11 protein-coding genes are annotated in these 21762 nt (G+C 57.9%); 9 read left to right on the top strand and 2 right to left on the bottom strand.

What is annotated here, in order from left to right:
* The first annotated feature begins 45 nt into the window (after positions 1–45).
* From TBK1r_RS37480 to TBK1r_RS37450, 7 genes are all read left to right on the top strand, one after another.
* The gene (locus tag TBK1r_RS37480; RefSeq protein WP_145221543.1) at positions 46–1179 is read left to right on the top strand and encodes an HlyD family secretion protein; all 1134 of its coding nucleotides are present in this window, start codon (positions 46–48) and stop codon (positions 1177–1179) included.
* Entirely contained in the window at positions 1176–3389 is a 2214-nt protein-coding gene (locus TBK1r_RS37475; RefSeq protein WP_145221540.1) for an ABC transporter permease, read from the top strand. The genes TBK1r_RS37480 and TBK1r_RS37475 overlap by 4 nt, the downstream gene beginning before the upstream one ends.
* Positions 3390–3503: 114 nt before the next feature.
* Entirely contained in the window at positions 3504–4517 is a 1014-nt protein-coding gene (gene corA / locus TBK1r_RS37470) for a magnesium/cobalt transporter CorA (protein ID WP_419580775.1), read from the top strand.
* A 285-nt stretch (positions 4518–4802) separates the two neighbouring features.
* Entirely contained in the window at positions 4803–6620 is a 1818-nt protein-coding gene (locus TBK1r_RS37465; protein ID WP_145223389.1) for a heavy metal translocating P-type ATPase, read from the top strand.
* A 256-nt stretch (positions 6621–6876) separates the two neighbouring features.
* A complete protein-coding gene (locus TBK1r_RS37460) occupies positions 6877–12138 on the top strand; it encodes a PAS domain S-box protein (RefSeq protein WP_145221534.1) in 5262 nt (1753 codons plus the stop codon).
* Positions 12139–12312: 174 nt separating this feature from the next.
* Positions 12313–13287, top strand: coding sequence for an exopolyphosphatase (locus TBK1r_RS37455; RefSeq protein ID WP_145221530.1), 975 nt, complete (start codon positions 12313–12315; stop codon positions 13285–13287).
* Between the two features lie 1044 nt (positions 13288–14331).
* Entirely contained in the window at positions 14332–15204 is an 873-nt protein-coding gene (locus TBK1r_RS37450) for a hypothetical protein (protein ID WP_145221527.1), read from the top strand.
* Between the two features lie 1735 nt (positions 15205–16939).
* On the opposite strand, the gene TBK1r_RS39405 is transcribed toward TBK1r_RS37450, so the two are convergent.
* Positions 16940–17098, bottom strand: a complete 159-nt coding sequence (locus tag TBK1r_RS39405; protein ID WP_419580774.1) for a hypothetical protein — start codon at positions 17096–17098, stop codon at positions 16940–16942.
* 759 nt (positions 17099–17857) lie between these two features.
* Between TBK1r_RS39405 and TBK1r_RS37445 the strand changes: the two genes are divergently transcribed.
* Together TBK1r_RS37445 and TBK1r_RS37440 are read left to right on the top strand one after the other, a co-directional pair.
* The gene (locus TBK1r_RS37445) at positions 17858–18850 is read left to right on the top strand and encodes a site-specific integrase (RefSeq protein ID WP_145221498.1); all 993 of its coding nucleotides are present in this window, start codon (positions 17858–17860) and stop codon (positions 18848–18850) included.
* A 15-nt stretch (positions 18851–18865) separates the two neighbouring features.
* Complete coding sequence (locus TBK1r_RS37440) at positions 18866–20023, top strand: IS91 family transposase (RefSeq protein ID WP_145207619.1); 1158 nt, start codon at positions 18866–18868, stop codon at positions 20021–20023.
* Between the two features lie 998 nt (positions 20024–21021).
* Here TBK1r_RS37440 and TBK1r_RS37435 read toward each other — a convergent pair.
* Positions 21022–21723 carry a hypothetical protein gene (locus TBK1r_RS37435; protein WP_145221524.1) on the bottom strand — a complete coding sequence of 234 codons (702 nt, stop codon included), beginning with the start codon at positions 21721–21723 and terminating at the stop codon, positions 21022–21024.
* Positions 21724–21762 lie beyond the last annotated feature (39 nt).

The following is a 21762-nucleotide window of genomic DNA, read 5'->3' as shown; positions in this document are numbered from 1 at the left end:
GTCGCGGCACTAGGCTTTCACCGATCCCCTGTAGATTCTTTCAACATGCTCACTCGGTTCATTCCCCTGACAGCGGCCGTCGGCGTTCTGCTGGCACTGGTGTTCTACAGCAAGTGGAATCCCGATCCGCCACGGGTTTCGGGAATGATCGAGGCCGACGAGATTCGACTCGGCTCGCGCGTGGGCGGGCGCATTGCAATGGTCCATGTCCAAGAGGGCCAGGAAGTCGCTGCCGGAGACGTGTTGGTGGAATTTGAGCCCTATGATCTGTTGGAACGGGAAAAGGAACTTGAGTTGTCGCTCGCTGTTCGCCAATCGCAGTACCAACAAACTCTGGCCGGATTCCGAGACGAGGAAATTGCACAAGCGAAAGCTAAGTTCGACCAGCTGCAAGCTCGATTGGATCTGCTGGTTGCCGGACCGAGGCCACAAGAGATCGAAGCGGCGCGGGGACGGCAGGCACTGGCCGAAGCGGAAAAGAGACTCGCGACGCAAGGTTATGAACGACTCTCCAAACTTGCCGGATCCAACGCGACGTCGCAGCAGGAAATGGACGCCGCTCGAGAAGCGTTGGAAGCCGCGTCGGCGAACCTGGTCGTCCGCCAACAAGAATTGGAACTGCTACTGGCGGGAACGCGCGAAGAAGAATTGCGTGGTGCGGCGGCGAGCGTCGAGGAAGCCCGTCAGGCGTGGCAATTGATGCAGCGCGGTTACCGCCAGGAAGAAATCGAGCAAGCGAAGGCGTCGCGTGATGCGGCCGAAGCGGCGTTGCAGGCGATCCGGCGACAGAAAGAAGAACTGCGTGTCAAAAGCCCCATCGATGGTCGGATCGAGGCGTTGGATCTGCAGCCCGGTGACATGGTCGCACCGGGAGCGCCGGTGCTATCGATGCTGGATCGAAACGAGCTCTGGGTACGCAGCTACGTTCCACAAACCCGCGTCGTGAACGTCGGCCAGCGCCTGCGGTTGAGCATCGACAGCCATCCCGACCGAACCTTTGAGGGCGTGGTGACGTTCGTCGCTCGGCAAGCCGAATTCACGCCCAGTAATGTGCAGACCCCCGAGGAACGATCAAAACAGGTGTTTCGCATCAAGGTGGGGATCGACGATCAAGATGACCTGTTGCGGCCGGGAATGATCGTCGACGTTTGGCTGGATGAACTCGGTGCGAATCGATGACGGGGCCGATCATTGATGTCCGCGGTCTGTCTCGCTCGTTTGGGCCGCTGGTGGCCGTGCGCGATGTCAGTTTCCAGGTGCATCAGGGTTCGATCTTCGGCTTACTCGGTCCCAACGGCAGCGGAAAATCGACCATCATTCGGATGCTGTTGGGGATTCTGCCGCCGACCGGTGGCGATGCGCGTGTGCTGGGGATGGATGTGCGAACCGATGCGGAACAGATCAAACCGCGGGTCGGTTACATGTCACAACAATTCAGCCTGTATGGCGATTTGTCGGTCCAGGAGAACATCGATTTCTATGGTCGGATCTACGGGCTCGATCGCCAAAGACTGGTCGAGCGTCGCCAAGCCGTGCTCCTATTGACGGGGTTGTCCGACCGTTTGCCGCAGTTGGCCGCGACGCTCTCGGGCGGCTGGAAACAGCGTTTGGCGCTGGCTTGCTCGCTGATCCACGAACCCGACGTGTTGTTCCTGGACGAACCGACCGCCGGCATCGATCCCGTCGCCAGGCGGCACCTGTGGGACTTGTTGTTCGAACTGTCCGGCCGAGGCGTCACGTTGTTTGTCACGACGCACTACATGGATGAAGCCGAACGCTGCAGCGAAGTGGGTTACATCTATCAATCCGAGCTGTTGGTGCTCGGCAAACCCGAGCAACTCAAACAGCTTCCGGAAGTGAATCCGGCTGATTCGCGTCGCTACGAGATCCGGGTGCCCGCTCCGGCCCAGCACCTCGCGGCGTTGCGTCAGTTGCCGGAGGTCCGCGACGCGACCTTGTTCGGCGAAACGATCCACCTGCTCTTAGATCAATCACGCGTCCCCGAAGACGTCTTGCGGCAATTGGGCATGGACGCATCGGCGGCGACTCGCGAGGTTCCGCCCAGTCTGGAAGACGTCTTTGTGACGCTGACCCGCAATGCGGAAAAGCTTGGTCGCATCCGTTCAGACGGCGACCTGTCGGATCAGGGACAGGTGTCGTCGATCGAGTCGGCACCGTCGGTGGAAGAACCTTCCGCTGAACCCGTCCGTCACCGACCCCGGTCGGACAAGCGTGGGACGATGGCCGGTTTGTGGGCGGTGTTGATCAAGGAATTCGTGCACATTCGCCGGCAGCCGACCACGCTCTTTTTCATGTTGGTCGTCCCGGTGATGCAGACCATCATCTTCGGATACGCGATCGACACTCAGATCGAAAACATTCCCACGGTGGTCTTCAACATGGACGGCCGTCAGCAGTCGCGCGAATTGGTCGATGCGTTGGTCAACACCCGTCGCTTTCGTTTGATCGAACACGTGCAGAACGAAGACGCGTTTCAGCGGGCGATGTCATCGGGGCGGGCGAAAGTGGGTGTGCGAATTCCGCCGGGCTATGTGGATCAGTTGCTGCGGGGCGAACAAGCGAGTCTGCAAATTCTGATCGACGGCAGTGATTCACAGGTCGCGACCACCGCCCAGAGTACGGCGCAGCTGTTGGGGTTGAATCTGTCGATTCAGATGGCGAAGGCCAAAGGCGAGGCCTTGCAAATCGCTCCGGCCCGAGACGCCTCGGGGCAAGGAGTGCTGCCGATCGATGTGCGGACACGCATGTTGTACAACCCCGACCTGGAAAGCTCGCATTTTTTCGTTCCCGGATTGGTCGGCATCATCCTGCAATTGGTCACGCTGTTTCTGACGTCGTTCGCCGTGGTACGCGAGCGGGAACTGGGGACGTTGGAACAGTTGTTCGTCACGCCGGTCGGTCGGACGGGACTCTTGCTGGGCAAGCTGCTGCCATACGCCCTGGTCGGTTTTGTGGCGCTGCTGACGGTGTTGGCCGTGATGATCTATGTCTTCGGCGTCGACATCCGCGGCAGTGTCTCCTTGCTGTTGGCGTTGTCGATGTTGTTCATGGTCTGCTCGCTGGGGTTGGGCTTGCTGGTGTCCACCCTTGCCAAGACACAATTGGAAGCGGTGCAGTTTGCGTTTGTGATCATGTTGCCGTCGGTGTTGCTATCGGGCTTCGTTTTTCCGCGCAGCGAAATGCCGCTGCCGATCTACTTGATCACGTTCGGGATTCCAGCGACTTACTTTATCGAGATTCTTCGGGGCGTCGTTTTACGGGGTGCCGATTTCATCGATCTGGTTCCCTGGGTTGTCGGATTGACGATCTGCGGCGCGGTCGTTCTGATCCTCAGCGTGTTGCGATTCCAAAAACGCCTCGGCGCCTGACACCATTGATTGCAGATTCCGACCATGGCGCACCGTCCCTCTTCTTCTGTTCCGAAACGATCCAAAAGGCGGTTTCGACGTCAGACGCGGCCCGGAACGCCGCCCGGGGCGGTGGTGCCGAATCCCGATGCGCCCCCACCGATCATTCGGCTGGTTACCTATGGTCCAACGGATGTGACGGAACATGAGATCGATGATCTGAAACGCATTGCCGGGCTGGTCAACGATTCCGTCGTGACGTGGGTCGATGTGGATGGTTTGGGAGATGCGGACGTGGTGATGCGGGTGGGTGATCTGTTCGGACTGCATCACCTCGCACTGGAAGACGTGGTCAACGTTCACCAGCGGCCAAAGGTTGAACTGTACGGCAATCATCTGTTCATGATCGCCCGCGCGCTTCCACATGACGATTCACACGGGTCCGCGCAAATCGCGATGTTTCTAGGACGCAACTTTGTCGTTTCGTTTCGCGAACGCGAGGCCGTTTGTCTCGACGCGGTCCGTCAGCGGATTCTCTCAGGCAAAGGCAAGATCCGAACCTACGGTGCCGACTACCTGCTCTACGCGCTGCTGGATTCGGTGATCGATGACTATTTTCCCGCCCTGGAAAAACACGGCGAAAACCTTGACGTGTTGGATAGTCAGATCTCGGTGGGTGCCGATCGAAACCTGATCAGCGAGGTGCACCAATTGCGCAGCGAGTTGCTTTCACTGCGGCGAACAATCTGGCCGCTGCGTGACGCAATCAACGCACTGATTCGAGATTCCGGGGATCTGATCTCCGATGAAACCGATTTGTATTTGCGCGATTGCTACGATCACATCATTCAGATCATGGATGTGATCGAGACCGATCGCGAACTCTGTTCCGATTTGCGGGATTTCTATTTAACGGTGGTCGGCAATCGGATGAACCAGGTGATGAAGTTTTTGACGATCATCGCCACGTTGTTCATGCCGCTGAGTTTCATCGCCGGCCTGTACGGGATGAACTTCAATCCGTCGGCATCGACTTGGAACATGCCCGAACTGAATTGGACGTTCGGCTACTTCTTTGCCTTGGCCTTGATGGCGGGGACCGCAACCACCTTGACCGCAGTCTTTTGGCGAAAGGGTTGGTTGAGGTGAGCGGATTTGACCCTGTGCCGGACCGTCGCAGGCACAAGCTGTAGGTGGCATGTGGCTTAACCCGCGCCCCTTTCCGCGATCGGACGGTGCTCGTCGCTAGACACGGTAACTGTTTTGCATGTTCGAACAATATTCGGTCGGCTTGGTATGCCAGTTGCTCTTTTTCCTTGCTCCGAACTTTGACGTCGCTCCAAAGGAAGATCCGTGTCATCGACGACCGAAGCCAAGCAGGCCGCGCCGACCTGGAGGTCGTTGGAAACCTTGATCGCGGTGTTTGCGATCGCGATGATCACGCTGCATTTGGTCCTGCGTTTCGGCACGACCAGTTCACAAACCGTGACGAGCCTGCCGCTGGTGGCGGTGCTGGTGTTCGGAGGTATCCCGCTGGTTTGGGATTTGTTGTTGAAGATGTTGCGGCGGGAGTTCGGATCGGACCTGTTGGCCGGGATATCGATCGTGACCTCGGTGCTGCTGGAGGAATACTTGGCGGGATCGCTGGTCGTGTTGATGCTTTCCGGCGGCGAGGCGTTGGAGGCCTATGCGGTGCGGAGTGCCTCGTCGGTCCTGCGGGCTCTCAGTCAACGCATGCCTTCGGTGGCACACCGAAAAAAGGGCGCGGTCGTCGAAGACATCGCGTTGGACGAGTTGGCGATCGATGATATCGTCGCCGTCTTTCCACACGAGATCTGTCCGGTCGACGGGAAGGTGATCGAAGGGCACGGGGTGATGGACGAGTCGTACCTGACTGGTGAACCCTACATGATGTCCAAGACGCCGGGTTCGGCGGTGCTGTCCGGGGCGATCAACGGCGAATCGGCGCTGATCATCCGGGCCGAAAAATTGGCGGTCGATTCACGCTACGCCAAGATCATGGAGGTGATGGAGGCATCTGAAACGCAAAAGCCCAAGATGCGCCGATTGGCCGACAAGTTGGGAGCCTGGTACACCCCGTTGGCCGTCGCCATCGGAGTGGCGGCCTGGGTCGGAACCGGCAACCCGGTGCGATTCTTGGCGGTGATGGTGGTCGCCACACCGTGCCCGCTGTTGATCGGCATTCCGGTCGCGATCATCGGTTCGATCTCGCTGGCCGCACGCCGCGCGATCATCGTGCGCGACCCATCGTCACTGGAGATGGCCGACACCTGCCGAACGCTGATCTTTGACAAGACCGGGACGCTGACCTACGGCGAACCGAAGCTAGTCCAGCGGATTTGTGCCGATGAAAGTCGCGATCAAGAAATCTTGAGTCTCGTCGGCAGCTTGGAACGATTTTCAAAGCATCCACTGGCCCAGGCCATTGTTGCCGCCGCCGGCGAGGCCAACCTCGCCCCGCAAAGTGTGTCGGAAATCAGCGAGCCGCCCGGCAAGGGGCTGCGCGGCATCGTGGGCGGGCGAAATATCGAAGTCACCAGCCGCAAAAAGCTACTGGCCCAGCAGCCTGAGTTGCGGACCCAGTTGCCACCGCAGGCGGGCGGATTGGAATGCGTGATTCTGGTCGAGGATGAGTATGCCGCGACCTATCAATTCCGTGACACCCCGCGACGCGACGGCGCGTCGTTCATCCAACATTTGGGACCCCGGCATTCCATCCGGCGGACGATGATGGTGTCCGGGGACCGCGAATCGGAGGTCCGGTATCTGGCCGAACAAGTCGGCATTGAAGACGTGTATTTCAGCCAAAGTCCGGAACAGAAACTGGAGATCGTCAACGCCGAGACGGCCAAGGCGAATTCCATCTTTGTCGGCGACGGGATCAACGATGCGCCCGCCTTGATGGCGGCAACGGTGGGCATCGCCTTCGGCCAAAACAGCGACGTCACGACCGAAGCGGCCGACGTCGTGGTGCTGGACAGCTCGCTGCAAAAGATCGACGAGTTCCTGCACATCAGCCGGCGGATGCGACGAATCGCACTGCAGAGCGCGATCGGGGGCATGGCGCTGAGCATCGTGGGGATGATGTTGGCCGCCGCCGGATACCTGTCACCGGTCGCCGGCGCGATTTGCCAGGAAATCATCGATGTCGCCGCCGTGCTCAATGCCCTTCGCGTCGCGCTGCCGCCCAAATCGATGATCGATTTTGAACCATCCGAAGGCGAAGGCTGAGATCCAATCCCACCGGCCGGCGGGTGGACGGGAGCCTCGCATAGGGACGGGGTGGCGCAAATTGACAGGGGTTGTCAGCCTCCATAAACTTGAAAAGCTTTTCACCCAGAAGCTCTTTTCCGAGGACAGGCACGCCGATTTGTGCCGGCGATGTCGTGTTCGCGTCCGACCGATCGGAAATGCTATCAGCGAATCAATGCCCGTCGGTTTCGATGGCAAGCCCGACGACCGGTCGCCACCTCAAGCAAGCCCCCCGATGGATTCCAGCGAAGCGCCTCAAGATTTGGAACTCCAAAGCAATCTCACCCAATGCGCGGTCCCGATCGTGGGTCTGGGGGCATCGGCGGGAGGGTTGACCGCGCTGGAAACCTTTTTCGAGCAATTGCCGGTCGACACCGGCGCCGCCTTCGTGGTCGTCCAGCATTTGTCGCCGGACTACCAGAGCCACATGAGCGAATTGCTGGGCCGCCGCACCAAGATGGCCACGGTGCAATTGTCCGACGCGGTCGAACCCGAACCGAATACCGTGTACCTGCTGCCCCCGGCCAAACACGTCGTCCTGCAAGACGGACAACTGCAACTTCGCGACCGAGAAGGCGACGGTGAGTTGAATCTGCCGATCGACAAATTCTTTCGCTCCCTGGCCGAACAGAACGATCGAAAAATTGCGGTGGTGGTTCTTTCGGGCACCGGCAGCGACGGTAGCGAGGGAATCGTGGGCGTCAATCGCGCCGGCGGGTTGGTGCTGTCACAAGACGAAGACAGCGCTCAATTCAACAGCATGCCGCTCAACGCGATGAAGACCGAAGCGGTCCACGTGGTCGCCCCGGTGGTGGAACTCGCCGAAGCCCTCGTGTCGTTTCTGGCTGGCGTTTCGATCGAAGATGTCATCTCGCATTGTTCGCCCTACATCGAACGCAATGACCTGGAATCCGTCTACCAGCGGTTGGAACAAGCCTGCGGCGTCGATTTTGAACAATACAAGATCGGCACCTTCACGCGGCGGCTGTCGCGGCGGATGCTGCTGTCCAAAATCGATCAACTGGACCGTTATATCCAACGGCTCGACAGCGACCCGGCCGAGCTATCGCGATTGGCCGATGACTTGATGATCGGGGTCACCCGGTTCTTTCGCGACCCCGACGGTTATCAGCGGTTGGCCCATCGTTGCATCCGGCCGGCCGTCGCGGCGAAATCCAGCGGCGACGAATTCCGAGCCTGGGTCGCCGGCTGTGCGACCGGTCAAGAGGCCTATAGCGTCGCGATGTTGATTCATCACGAATGCGAAAAGTCAGGCATCCCGCTGGGGATCAAGATCTTTGCCACCGACCTGCACCCCGATGCGATTCGGTTTGCCCAGCGAGGACATTTTCCCACCGAATCGCTGACGGAGATCCCGCCGGAGTTCCGCGAAAAGTATTTGGTGCGCGTCGCCGACGGGTTTGAGATCTGCAAAAACGTTCGCAACTCGATCGTGTTCGCGCGGCACGATGTGTTGCAAGATGCACCCTTCACCGGCATGGATCTGGTCACCTGTCGCAACCTGTTGATCTACTTGGTCGATGACGCCCAACGACGCGTGCTGAACATGTTCGCCCACGCGCTCAAGGCGCGTGGGGTGATGTGGCTAGGACCGAGCGAAACCCCCGGTGACTTGGTCGAAGACTTTTCGATCCTCGACAAACATTGGCGGATCTTTCAAAAGGACCGTGACTCACGCTTACCGCTCGACCTGAAATTGCGGAAACGCCCGCTGCACAGCGCCAACCTGTCGCGTCGCCCACATTCATCCCGCGCGCCCTCGTCCGCGTTGGTGGCGTCTTACGATCGCATCTTGGAACAATACGCGCCGCCGGGGATCCTGGTCGACGACGATCTGCGACCGCTGCAGATTTTTGGTGACTTGTCGCGATGGACTACCCCGCGACCGGGACGCTTGACCGGCACCGTCGACGACATCCTGATCGAGTCGCTGCGGCTTCCCGTCGCTCTGGCAATCGAACGCATGAAGGTCGATCAATTGTCGGTGATCTCCGAGCGAGCGATGGTCCACAGCGATCCCATCGACATCCGGATCAGTGCGTTTCACCATCCCACCCAATCCGAAACACACTATCTGATCAACTTCGGCAGCATCAACGCACAGCCTTCCACTGGGCTTGTTTCGGCTGGCGAACCGGCTCACCGACCGCTTGCCGCTCCCGTTCCCGCGCAACCAGACCCGTTGTCGACCACGACGGATTCGGCACCCCCGGCGGATTCAACGTCCGCCGATGCAGACGCCTTGGCGCTCAACGCCGAGCGCATTCGCATGCTGGAAATGGAACTGGAATTCACTCGAGAGAACCTGCAAGCGACGATTGAAGAAGTCGAAACGACCAATGAAGAACTGCAGTCCAGCAATGAGGAGTTGACCAGCAGCAACGAGGAATTGCAAAGCACCAACGAAGAACTGCACAGCGTCAACGAAGAACTGCATACCACCAACGCCGAAAGCAGTCGACGCTTGCAGCTACTGACCGAAACCACACGTGACCTGGAAACGGTCATGTTGGAAAGCGACGTGGGCATTGTCCTGGTCGACAATGATTTGAACATTCGCCGCGTCACACCGGCGGCCGCTGATATCTTGTTGATCCGCCGCAAGGATGCCGAGGGTGAACGACTGGCCGATTACGCCCACGCCTTGGAGGACGTCGATCTGATCGAATTGGTGCAGCAGGTCAGCCGCGAACACAAAACGATCGAGCTCGAAACCATCGACCGGCGGGACGATCCGATTCTATTGCGGGTCTCACCCTACCGCGAACGCAGCGGCGTGGTGATGACGATGACGAACCTGCGAACCGTCAAAGAAACCGCCGACAAGCTTCGCAAACTGACCTCGATTGTTCAGGACAGCACCGATGCGATCATCGGTGTTGAACTCAATTCGCGGGTCACCAGCTGGAATCGCGGGGCGACACGGTTGTTCGGCTACGAATTGGATGTTTCGCGAAACGTCGAACTCTGCGACGCCTTGCCGACGGAGATCTGCGACGTTTGCGAGACGCTGATCCGCGAGCTGGTCCGCCACGGCGATGTCGCCGCAAAAGAGATTTCGACCAAGATTCAGGACAAACAAGTTTTCCTGCAGATTCGCGTCACGCCCGTCCTGGATGAATATGAACGCGTCTCGTCGGCGGCGATCACGCTGTACGACGTCACAGCGATGCAAAAAGCCAAGGCGCAGTTGCGTCTGCGGACGCGGGCCATCGATGCGGCCAGTAACGGCATTTTGATCGTCGACGCGCAAAAGGACGATATGCCGATCGCTTACGCCAATCAAGGGTTCGGGCAACTGACCGGATTTGACCCCCAGGATGTCGTCGGTCGCAATTGCCGATTCTTACAAGGCCCCAAGACCGATCCGGCCGATATCCAGAAGATCCGCGACGCGATCGCAAAGCAGGAAAGCTGCCGTGTCACGCTCTTGAATTATCGTCGCGATAACACGCAGTTTTATAACGAGTTGGTGATCACGCCGATCTTTGATGCCGACGGCCAATTGACGCACTACGTCGGCGTGCAAAGTGATGTGACCGACATGGTCGAAGCGAGTCAGTCGCTGAAGCAGAGCGAGCTCGAATATCGAAGCACCTTCGAAAACGCCGCCATCGGAATCGCCCACGTCGGATTGGAGGGCCAGTGGCTGAGGGCCAACGAAAAGCTCTCCCAGATCTTTGGCTACGGTCGCGATGAACTGAAAACAATGACGTTCCAGGATCTGACGCATCCCGAGGATTTGGACAAAGACCTGTTGTTGTTCATGCAGATGAAACGCGGTGAGATTCCCGGGTACTCGATCGAAAAACGCTACATTCGCAAAGACGGCCAGACGATCTGGGCGCAATTGACCACTTCGATTCGTCGCGATGTCGACGACGCCGTCGAATGTTGTATCTCGTTGATCGAAGATATCACCGATCGAAAACTGACCGAACAAAAGCTTGCCGCATCGCGGGCGATCATCACCGAAGTGATCGAAAAGAGCCAAGATCCGTTCATCAGTTTCGACGAACAGGGTATGATCCAGGTCGCCAATCAGGCTGCATTGGACTTTGCCGGACAGCCATCGGGCTTGCTCGACCGCAGCTTCACCACCCTGTTCGGCGACCAGGTCGATCCGCCGCTGTTGGCTGCCATCGAACGCGTCCGACAATCGCAGCGGGCCGAAACCACCGAATATTACTCGCGGCGGTTGAACCGCTGGTATGACGCCCGAGTGTTTCCCGTCGAAAGCGGTGCGGCGGTCTACATGACCGATGTGACCGGCCGAAAAGAAACCGAATCCTATCTCGAAGCCGCCCGCATCGCGGCCGAAGAAGCGAGTCAGGCTAAAAGCCAGTTTCTGACCAACATGAGTCACGAAATCCGCTCGCCGATGTCCGCGATCCTTGGCTTTGCCGATCTGTCGCTGCGTGACATCCGCGAGGGCAACGACGTCGATCCGGATAACCTGGAAACCGTGATCCGCAACGGCCGCTTCCTGCTGCGGATCATCAACGACATCCTGGATCTTTCCAAGGTCGAAGCCGGCAAGCTGGAAGTCCGGCGGTCGCGATTCAAATTGGTCCCCATGCTGGCCGACATCAACGAATTGATGCGGCACCGTAGCGCATCCTCGGGTGTCCCGCTGACGATCGAGTTTGACGGCGCTTTGCCAAGTCGGCTGCGCAGTGATCGCTCACGCGTGGAACAGATCCTGGTCAATCTGATCGGCAACGCGCTCAAATTCACGCCCGAAGGCAGCGTGCGGGTGGTGGTTTCCATGGATGCCCAAGAACCGAATGTCATCGAATTTCGTGTGATCGACACCGGCATCGGTATTTCCGAAAGCAATCTCGAACGATTGTTCCAAACCTTTAGCCAAGTCCATGATCGCAAGATTGTCGGCGTCGAAGGTACCGGGCTGGGATTGGTGATCAGCAAACGACTGGCAAACTTGCTCGGCGGCGACATCACGGCGACCAGCGTCGAAGGCGAGGGCAGCGAGTTCGTGTTGCGTTTACCGGTGGAAGAGTCGACTGAGATGATCGAACCGACGGCGGAGGATTTGAAGCCACGTCGGACCAACATCAACAATCTGCCACGCATCAATGCCCGGGTCCTGGTCGCCGATGATGCCCGAGACGTCCGACTGGTGACGACCCGGTTACTGACGCGCGCCGGCGCCGATGTGGTCGAAGTCGTCAACGGCGCCGAAGCCGTCAAAGCCGTCCGCCAGGCCGAAGCGGAAAACAAACCGTTCGCCTGCGTGCTGATGGACATGCAAATGCCCGAGCTCGATGGCCGCGAAGCGACGCAACAGATTCGTGACCAAGGCTACACCGTGCCCGTGATCGCGCTGACCGCCGGCGCAACCAGCGATGAAATCAATGATGCCCTCGCGGCCGGATGCAGCGAATTCATGGCCAAACCCGTCGACGCCGCCGGGCTGATCAGCCGCGTCGCGTCGCTCACCAACGCAATGTCGTGAGGGGAAACCCGCCGCATTGATCCAGGCAACCGCTGCAATTCCTTCCTGCCTAAATTCGCCGTTGTCGGACCGTTTCACGTTCTAGACTTTCCCGTCGCTGTGCCACCGATCCAGGTGCAAAGATTGTCGCGCAGCGGGAAAATATCTAACAACACCTGTCTCGGACGTGGGCACATGACCAACACAAATCAACGATACCGTTTGCTGACCCGAAGTGACTTTGACGGACTCGTCTGCGCGTTGCTGCTGAAAGAACTCGACATCCTTGGCGAAATCAAATTCGTTCATCCCAAGGACATGCAAGACGGCGAAATCGAGGTGACGGAAAATGACATTCTGACCAACCTGCCTTACGTGCCGGGTTGCCACCTGTGCTTCGATCACCACAGCAGTGAAGAAATCCGTAACGAAGGCCAACAAACCGACAACTACGTGCTGTCAACCAGCGCCGATTCCGCCGCACGCGTTGTCTACGACTACTTCGGCGGCCGCGAACGGTTCCCGAAAATCAGCGAATCCATCATGGAAGCGGTCGACAAAGCCGACGCGGCAAAGTTCTCCGCCGACGAAATCCAGGACCCGCAAGGCTGGGCGTTGCTTTCGTTCCTGATGGATGCGCGCACCGGTCTGGGACGCTTCCGCAGCTTCCGCGTTTCCAACTATCAGCTGATGATGGACCTGATCGACTGCTGCCGCGATCTGGATATCGAAGACATCCTGCTGTTGCCTGATGTCCGCGAGCGTGTCGAACTGTACGAGGAACATCGTGAGCTTGCCCAAGAGCAACTCAAACGCTGTTCCACGGTCCATGACAACCTGGTCGTGTTGGATCTGCGTGATGAAGAAACGATCTACGCGACCAACCGATTCGTGATCTATTCGGTCTTCCCACAGTGCAACATTTCGATCCACGTGCTGTGGGGCAAACAACAACAGAACACGGTGTTCACGATCGGCAAATCGATCCTGGACCGATCGTGCCGCACCGACGTCGGTGAACTTTGTTACCAATACGGCGGCGGTGGTCATGAAGCCGCGGGCACATGCCAGGTCGAACACGAAGCCGCCGAGCGGGTGTTGCAAGAGTTGATCACCCGCATCAACGCCGACCAACACGCCGCCGCCGACACCACACCGCTGGAAGTCTAGCGACGCAAACCGGTGGGATCTGCTTCCAGCCGGTTCAACCGCTTGGATGCCCCGCCTCTCAACGCCGCCTCTCAACGCCGCCTCTCGGCGGCGAGTCGTCGGTCGGTGAGTCGACAAACGGCTCGACCGACCCGGCACGGCCTGACAACGCATCCCCCAAGGGATCGTAGCGAGTCGCCGGAGGTCAGCGCAGCGACACCTCCGGAACACGCTTGCGTCGTCAATCGGTGCTCCTTCCTAGTAGGGTTTGACGCGATCCTGTTCCTCGCGTCCCTTGCGGCTATCGCCGTGTCGACGAAGACTCGCGAGTGAGTCTCGAAATGTCATTGAGCATCGTCGTCGATTCCTCGACCGCGACTGTGTGCAGAAGACGCCACACAAGTAGCGGAAGTCCCGTCATGAAGCACACGAGAAAGGTGACAGCTGCCCACTCCAATAAACCTTCTGCTGGAAACTGAGACGATATCGTGATGCTTGCCCAGCCAAACACGACAAAAAATGCAACGAGTCCAATTGGAAATCGAAAGATTAGCTCGCTACCGCGTTGCGCACGCAAGACAGTCACTCGCAGCAAGTTCAGCGTTAGCACAAGCATGTCGCCATCAATGTCGCACGCCCGATAGTCCTCGTTATCGAGCAATTGCACGCGAATGTTCTCGTATTCGATGTCGAGTCTTGCGCGCCGGATTGGAAGACCGAGCCAGTGAAAGCTCGAGGAGCGAGCGCCACGCAACTGCAGTTCATACGGTGCAAGTAGGAACAACAAGAACGCCAGAGTGAACCAAAGGCAAATAAATGCGATTAGGGCTGCATTCACGTTTTAGCGACCATGTCACGCTGCCCCCAACCTGCCAGAGTTCACCCCTGCAGGTTGCAACCTGGGTTAGGATACGAGTGGACGGTCTAGCACCCCACACCCTTTTCAGATCGAGCGTCCGAGATCAGTTGGATCGACCTTCGGCGGCAAACGCCATGGGGCCGGCGCCAATGGCCGGTTTTGCATGCCCTGTAAGGTGACGACAACTCCATGTTCCGGAGACATGTATGCTGCGAAAGATAGTCGGTACTGTCGGAGCTTGGATCATTTACGCCCTGATCTGGAGTTTTGGTCGCCGCTACTCACCCGACGAAATCGCGTGGCTCATCGGTCCGCTCGGCGGAAAATCGATCGGCGATCGTCCGTACGAGGAGACGGCTGCGGCCGAGGGATTGACTCTCATTCGTGATGCCAGCGAAGGCGGATTGATCCCGGATTTCGAAGCATTGCGGAGTGCAACCTTCGCGCCCGAGCGAGTGCATTCAAGGATTCGTGATTTCTACGAAAACACACACCGCTATGCGCTGGATACCTGGGCGACGACCTACTTCCCGGCGCGAATCGCGCTGTGGCTTCTCGTCGCGACGATTAGCCGCCGCGTCGATCAACTGAACTTTCCACTCAATGGTCTCGATACCGCCTATGGAATGACGAGCGAGATCATCTTGCTACGCAAGCCAGACGGCGAGATCCGCTACACGGGGTGGTTTCGTAAACTCGCTCGCGGTGACCAAGTGATTTACACAGGGTTCTATATGACACAGAAGGTGCCACAGGTCGAGGGTGCTTGCGTGAAGGTCGTCTTTCCGATGCCCAACGGAAACGCCACCGTCATCCTGCGACCGGAACATGACACATCAGATGGCATGCGTCTTGTTTCGGCGGGGCGGCGTTTCGGTGACGCCGGCTTCTACCGCATGCAGCGGTCGGGTGCCGAACGATTGCGGGTCTGGCGTGTGCAAACACTTCATGAGCGGTTTGAGTTGTTCGTCGATCAAGAGCAGACCGTTCGGTGTGAGCATGCGATCCGATTTCTGGGGCTCCCAGTACTGACGCTTCATTACAAGATCAGCGAGAAGCGATCGGCCCCGCGTCAGTGATCCGCTGACGTGGTGCCCACCGGCTCACGACCACTCAATCAACAAGCCGTCTCACCGCCGGCAGACACTGTGTCTGTCTTCCGGGCATCGACCACACGACACGAATGGCGGGAGTCGTGCTTTGAACTCGGAGAGATCACAGCCATTAGCCGGAGGTCAGCGCAGCGCCAACTCCGGAACACGCCCCTACTCCTCTCCACGACCCCGGACGGGGGCGCAGCGAAGCATTGATTCCCTGCGTTTGACGAGGTGTTAGCGGCAGGTTGCAAGTCCTCCGGTCCCTCATCGTTCCCGAAACACCGGAGGGCTCGCGCCCTACCGCTAAAAAATGCTTCACAGCGTTGCCCGGACGGGGTCGCAGCGAGGTCCCGCCCCCGCGCTTGCTGCGATCGCTTCCCTCTTCTCCGATCCGTCCGCTTCCGAATCCCCTGGCCGCAGTTCATCGGCGTGGTGTTGGCAAGCCACGTCTTGATCTCATGGGTGCACTTCCAATCTCCGCGGGCGCTCGACTCCCCAGGATCGCCGCGTCGTGCGTTCGTTCGGATTCGTCTTTGAGTCAAAGTAAATACACCCTCGGACCACACGACGCAAGTAACGGGGGAGTCATGCGCCTGCGGATCAAACGATGGGCCACAAGAGATCAAGACGACTGCCGCACCAAAACGCTGACGACCTGCGGCCAGTGGATTCAAGAAGCTGGCGTCAGCCTTGCGGCCCGGAGTCTCATGCAACGCCGGCCTACCATCACCGCAGGTCAACCGTCGAAGCGGAAAGCAGTTCGATCAAGTTCAAGGTCGGTGCACCACATGGATCGCGACGATCGGCCGTGACGACAGCCCGAGCCAACGCCGCTGTTGTCTAATGTACACAATCAGAACAATCCAGGAGGATTCGGAGTGTCTGGCTTTGTTTTGTTTCCGCTAGACAGCGGCGATGAAGCCCGAAGGGCTGGCACAGTGCCTGCCGGTGGCGTCAGCCACCGGTAGCGAATGAAAGGAACCCCTGAGGCCTGGAAGGCCGGCACAATCGGTCTCCAGGCCAACCGGAATCGTAGGAAGCCGGAGCAGGGTGTCGACCCGCTGTGTCTCTGGGCCTATGGCACATCGTCCGCCAGCCAAATTCGATCCAACGATCCCGCTGTATCCAGCAATCACTTTACAGTCGTCATTTTAGGCGTCGGCATGTCTCATTCAACCGAATCGACTGCGGACCAAGAGAGACAACAATCACGCAAAGACGCCAAGCCGCAAAGGAGCGGGTTCAACTCTTTGCGGCTTGGCGACTTTGCGTGAGACCCTTCCAGCAAGAACGTCAGCAACCTCTCGAACCGTGGCATCAGGGGGAATCCTCAGGAAACAGAGGTTGGATGAATTCCGGTTCGCGTTCTTTGAGCGTGCCGACCGCGGCTGGGATGTCAGGCGATGGCATTCACGGTATCGGTGGAGGAGAGTTTGTCCACGAATAACACGAATCACACGAATGCATTTTTCGCGGAGCGACTGGACGTACTGGTTGGTCAGTGGAATGAATCAGCCCAATCACGATCAGTGAACTACCGTGCCAATCAAAGCAAATCCCAAGCGGCCTTTCCGCCGACTCCGGCCTTCTTGAACAGCGAACTTGAGCATCGGCTCGTCCGCTGGAGTGGACGCTCCCCCTTCAGCTTCGAACAGGGAAAAGAAAGAGTCACCGCTCGTCATTCACGCGATGTCAGATCTTTATTGGTTACCCCATCTTAGTAGTTGGCGCGATGCCACGCATCCCACTCGTCAATCACCTCCTCTGCGGTATTGACCCACTTTTTCGATGGCAGAACGTAGAAACGATTTTGATCCGGTCCGCTCAGTGTAGGCGAGAAGATCAACCCCGGTGTCTGGCCAGGCCGAACCGCCATTGGAGTATTCGCCACCAGAAATCCGTTGCGCGTCCCAGGATTCGTCACGATGCTCAGTTCAACCGCAGAATTTAGGTGGAAGTACGAATGGATCTTTCTGTCGCTTCGATCAGTTGATTCAGACCACCGAAGGAACCCGTCGCGAAGCTGTCGGAGCCGGACACGTTCGAGATGATGTTGATATTCGCGATAGGAATAGCATGAAACTGCAGCGATGGCCGTCACAGCCAAGATGGTCTTAAGGCTAAATCGAAGCCGCCGCACAGTATCAGCACTCGATTGGGGTAACGTTAACGATCACGAGGGTCGCCGCGAACGACTGACCACTTCAACAAACTCAACTCGTCGACTCACGTACATCGTCTGGTTCGCCGCCTATCTTATGAGTGCCTGGCAACTCGTAGTGATCACGGCGACCGCGAGCCCGAAGCCTCCGGCAATTTTCAGTATGTCAAGGAATACCTGGGTCAACGTTGCGTCATTGTAGTAGTTGCGATTGTCATCATCTTCTGACGACGCTGCCGGATCGTACGGGTTGGCGTGAATTCGCTCGACTCCCTCTGCTATTGGCAAACGATTGCGATGAGCGGGCCGCGGCAAGCGATCATCCACTTGTAGAAACTCGACTCCGCGGCTTCGTGTCCATCGAGTGGTTCAAGTAAGCCGCTTCGCGGCGGGATTTTGGTGGGTATGAGACCTTGATGGAAGGAGCGGTTCACGGTGAACCGCTTCACACACTCCTTCCACAAGGAACTTTCGATGTCCAAGTCTAACAATCGTCGCCGCAATTCGCAAAAGTCTGCTGCTCTGGGGGCCTACTTTCCCGAGGATCTTCGTCAAAAACTCAGCGAAGACCTGCAACTCTCCGGGATGGCCAAGCGGACACACGACGGATACATCCGTGCCATCCGGCAACTCTCCGATTTCGCCAAGTGCTCCCCCGACCAAGTCACTGAGAACCATGTTCGCCAATTCTTCTTGCACCTCAAGAACGACCGAGGTTTCGCCTACGGTTCACTGCGTGTCGCCCTCTCGGGAGTGAAGTTCTTTTTTACCCGCACCTGCAAGCGAGACTGGGACATCTTTTCCATGCTCAAACTGCAAAACATCACCGCACTGCCGGAAGTCCTGACCATCAGCCAAACCCACGAGTTGATCGGTCAGGCGAACACCTTGCGGATTTACGCGTATTTCTGGACCGCTTATTCGATGGGCTTAAGGCTGAACGAAGCGCTTCATCTGCAGACGACGGATCTGCAAAGCCAACGCGGCTTTGCCCACATCCACCGCGGCAAAGGGGCAAAGGATCGTTACGTCCCGCTGCCAGAATCAACTCTGAAGTTGCTGCGTGCCTATTGGCTGACCCATCATCACGACACGTGGATCTTCCCCGCCGTTTCGCCCGGGTACTGCTTCGACATCCATGGCAAGAGCAAGGCCGAGCGTCCGATGTCGGAAACCACCGTCCAAGGTGCGATGAAGCAGATCGCCAAGAAGCTCAACTTCGGCAAGAAAATCACGATCCACACGTTGCGACATTCTTACGCAACGCATCTGCTCGAAGCCGGAGTTGGGCTGAAGGTCATCCAGAAATACATGGGGCACTCCTCGCTGCAGACGACCCTCGTTTATCTACATCTGACCGAAGATGCGGAGGCCAATGCGCGGGGAGCGATCGACGGACTGTTCGGAAAGTTGCCGGGGGACGACGATGATCCCGATGCGCTCGGCTGTCCCGCACGACTGAAGTAAACCGGTCGCCGAAACGTGTCCACGCTGGCCGAAGCCATCGCCAAGCATGGACCGGCATACCTCGCCAAGCTTCCCGACCCGCTCCCCGAGTCACTGTATCAGGTTGCACGCGTGATCTCGTTGTTGCCGTTTTGCCGAACCGGTGCCCTTGGCGGAGTCCTGTATCGATGCGACGGCTGCGGCCAAACGCATTGGACGGGACGGAGCTGCGGAAATCGTCACTGCGCCACCTGTGGTCACGAGAAGTCGCAACGTTGGATCGAGAAGCATCAGAAGCGGTTGCTACCGGTTCATCACTTCTTCGTCACCTTCACGGTTCCCCGTGAAGTCGGCTTGGTGCTGCGCGCGAACCAACGTGAAGGCTATCGTTCGCTCTTTGATGCTTCGGCACAGAGCATTCGGGACGTCGGTGCCGCAACCAAAGCACTGAAAGGATGCAAGCTCGGTTACTTCGGCGTTCTGCACACTTGGGGGCGAGATCCGCTCGTCTATCATCCGCACATTCACTACATCATCCCCGGCGGTGGAGTGAAGGTCGATGAGGAGGGCGCGGCGATCGGCTGGCAGAGCACACCGCAAGGCTTCCTGTTTCGCCACGGCACCCTGGTTCGGGTCTACAAAGCGAAGTTGGCTGACGAGCTTCGCCGCTGTGGACTTTACGATTCGGTGCCGCGCGAAGCGTGGAAGAAGAACTTCGTGGTGGACATCGAAGCGGTCGGAAATGCGTGGGGCTCATTGCGTTACCTCGCGCCCTACATCCATCGAGTCGCGATCAGCGACAAACGGATCGTCTCGGTCACCGACAGTTCGGTCTCGTACACCGTCACGCCCACAAAGGCCAAGCGGACGATCGAGCGGAACGTTAAAGGTGTCAAGTTCGTCGAGGGATTCGCGCAGCACATTCTCCCCAGCGGATTCCAGAAAGTGCGGCACTATGGCTGGATGAGCAGCAATTCGGCGATCCGCCTGGATGAACTGCAACTCCTTGTGTGGATGCATCTGGGCTGGGTGTACTGGTTGGCCAGCGGGCATGCTCCACAACCGGAACGTCTCGTCAGCGAGCCTCGCTGTGCCCACTGTGGTGGTGACCTGCGTGTGGTGACGGTCAGCTTCGACCCGATGCCACTTCCTCGTGGACCTCCACCGGCGGCGTTTCAAAGGAGAGCCAATTGAACGTTCAACGGAAATCGGAGACACAAAATCAAACGTCATCGGGGAGGCGAACAGAGACGCTCTGCGCTGATCGCGTTCAAATTCGCGCAGACGTGGTGCCGAAGCGCACCTTGGCAGGCAAAACGCACATCCGCTGCCGCCGGCTCACCGTATCGAGACCAGCATGGCAACCGCCGAAGAGCATCGCACCTGGCAGATACGTCTTGAACGAGCCCGGGCCATCGAAGCAAAATCCAAGAGAGATTTAGGCGGCCGAGCGAGCGTTATCGGGCTTCTTGAACAGAGGACTTGAACTTCGGCTCGCAAGCTCGCGAAGTCAAATCCTTACTGGTTACCCGGCGTTTAGTTGGACAATCACGTCAAGTTCCAGTTCACGTATCGCGGTATGGTATCGATCTCTCACAATGGGATCTGCTGGCGGCCGTGTTTTGACGTCGCATACTCTGCAGGAAATACGGGAGCCAATTGGGAGTCGCGGTGTCTTGCGAAACCAAATCATAGCAGAGTCGGTGTAGGTGTCAGGAATGAAAACTTTTCCTTTGGCTTGCAGTTCACAGTGAATGATGTCGCCAGCTGACGGGATCTCATTGCACGGCGCGAAATCCATGTGTGAGATCGAATGCAGAGTTAGCATGTTGTCGTGGCAACGGGGGCAGCGAATACGTGATGGCCGGTCAGTCACAAACCACCCGCCACCCCAGAAACACCGTGACTCAATGGTCGAGTTGCAATTTGGGCAGTTTTCGTAGTCGAACCGGAAGCTAGGACGTTTGGCATTGACAATGCTGCTGCAACCGTCGCACGTTGCCGGCTGGTGGTGCGGCGCGGTCGTCAACAACGGAGTCCGGTAGCCACAGGGGCAAGATGCAGTGAATTCCTCGGCCATCAATTAGTCGCAGAACGTCCGAAATCACGTGGTCGCCGCGAACGCCTCACCACTTCAAAAACCTCAACTCGGCGTCTCACGTGCATCCGCTGGTTCTCCCAATTTCTACTCTTCAAAGAATCGATTTCACGGCCGCAAGAGCCTTGACTCCAGGCCGCCAGACGTTCGGATGCGGATCATCTGCGCACCGTTGCGCATGGTGAAGCAACGTTGCTCTCGGATGTGAAGCTATGCGTTCTGCGATCGTCTCTCGCAGGCAGAAGTCCTCAGCATCCATCATCCGCGACACCAGTGAATCATCGTGTAAGTCGTAGGCTTGCAGAAGCAGATGAAGAGCTGGTCCGTCCCCATCATGTAAAGCTGCTGAGATCGCATCACGCAATCTAGTTTGGTCCGGGCTAGATGGTGCAGCAGTTCGGTGAAAGTCTGTAATTGGCAATTCGGTGGCAATTGCAGTTTCGGCGGCTTTGTAAAACTCGATCAGGTTTCGAAAGACGATTCGTTCAGAATCATCGTGCGGAAGGTAGATCACGCAGCCTGGATATGGAAGATCCGCAGCTAAGCAGTGATGATTGCTCGTGTTTGCGTCATCGAGGACGAGCAATTGTAGTTTCTCAGGAGACTCAAAAAGTGGGTGGTAGTCGAACTCCTCGGTCATGTCGACACTGTCCACAGGGTCAAGCAAATCTACTTCGGTGACGCGGTCGCCGCTCAAACGATCCGATTGTAAGAGCTCAAAGTACTGGCGTACGTATGGGATCGAATCAAATGCCTCGCCGAAATAGCTCGCAATTGGTTCAACGTAATCGTTCATCAAAACACCAAAACTCAACCGGGATAACGGCGGTGGTCA

It is taken from the genome of Stieleria magnilauensis, from assembly GCA_007753675.1.
GTDB lineage: Bacteria > Planctomycetota > Planctomycetia > Pirellulales > Pirellulaceae > Stieleria > Stieleria magnilauensis.
Note: the sequence above shows the minus strand (reverse complement) of the source record. Positions and strands in the feature narration are given on the sequence as shown.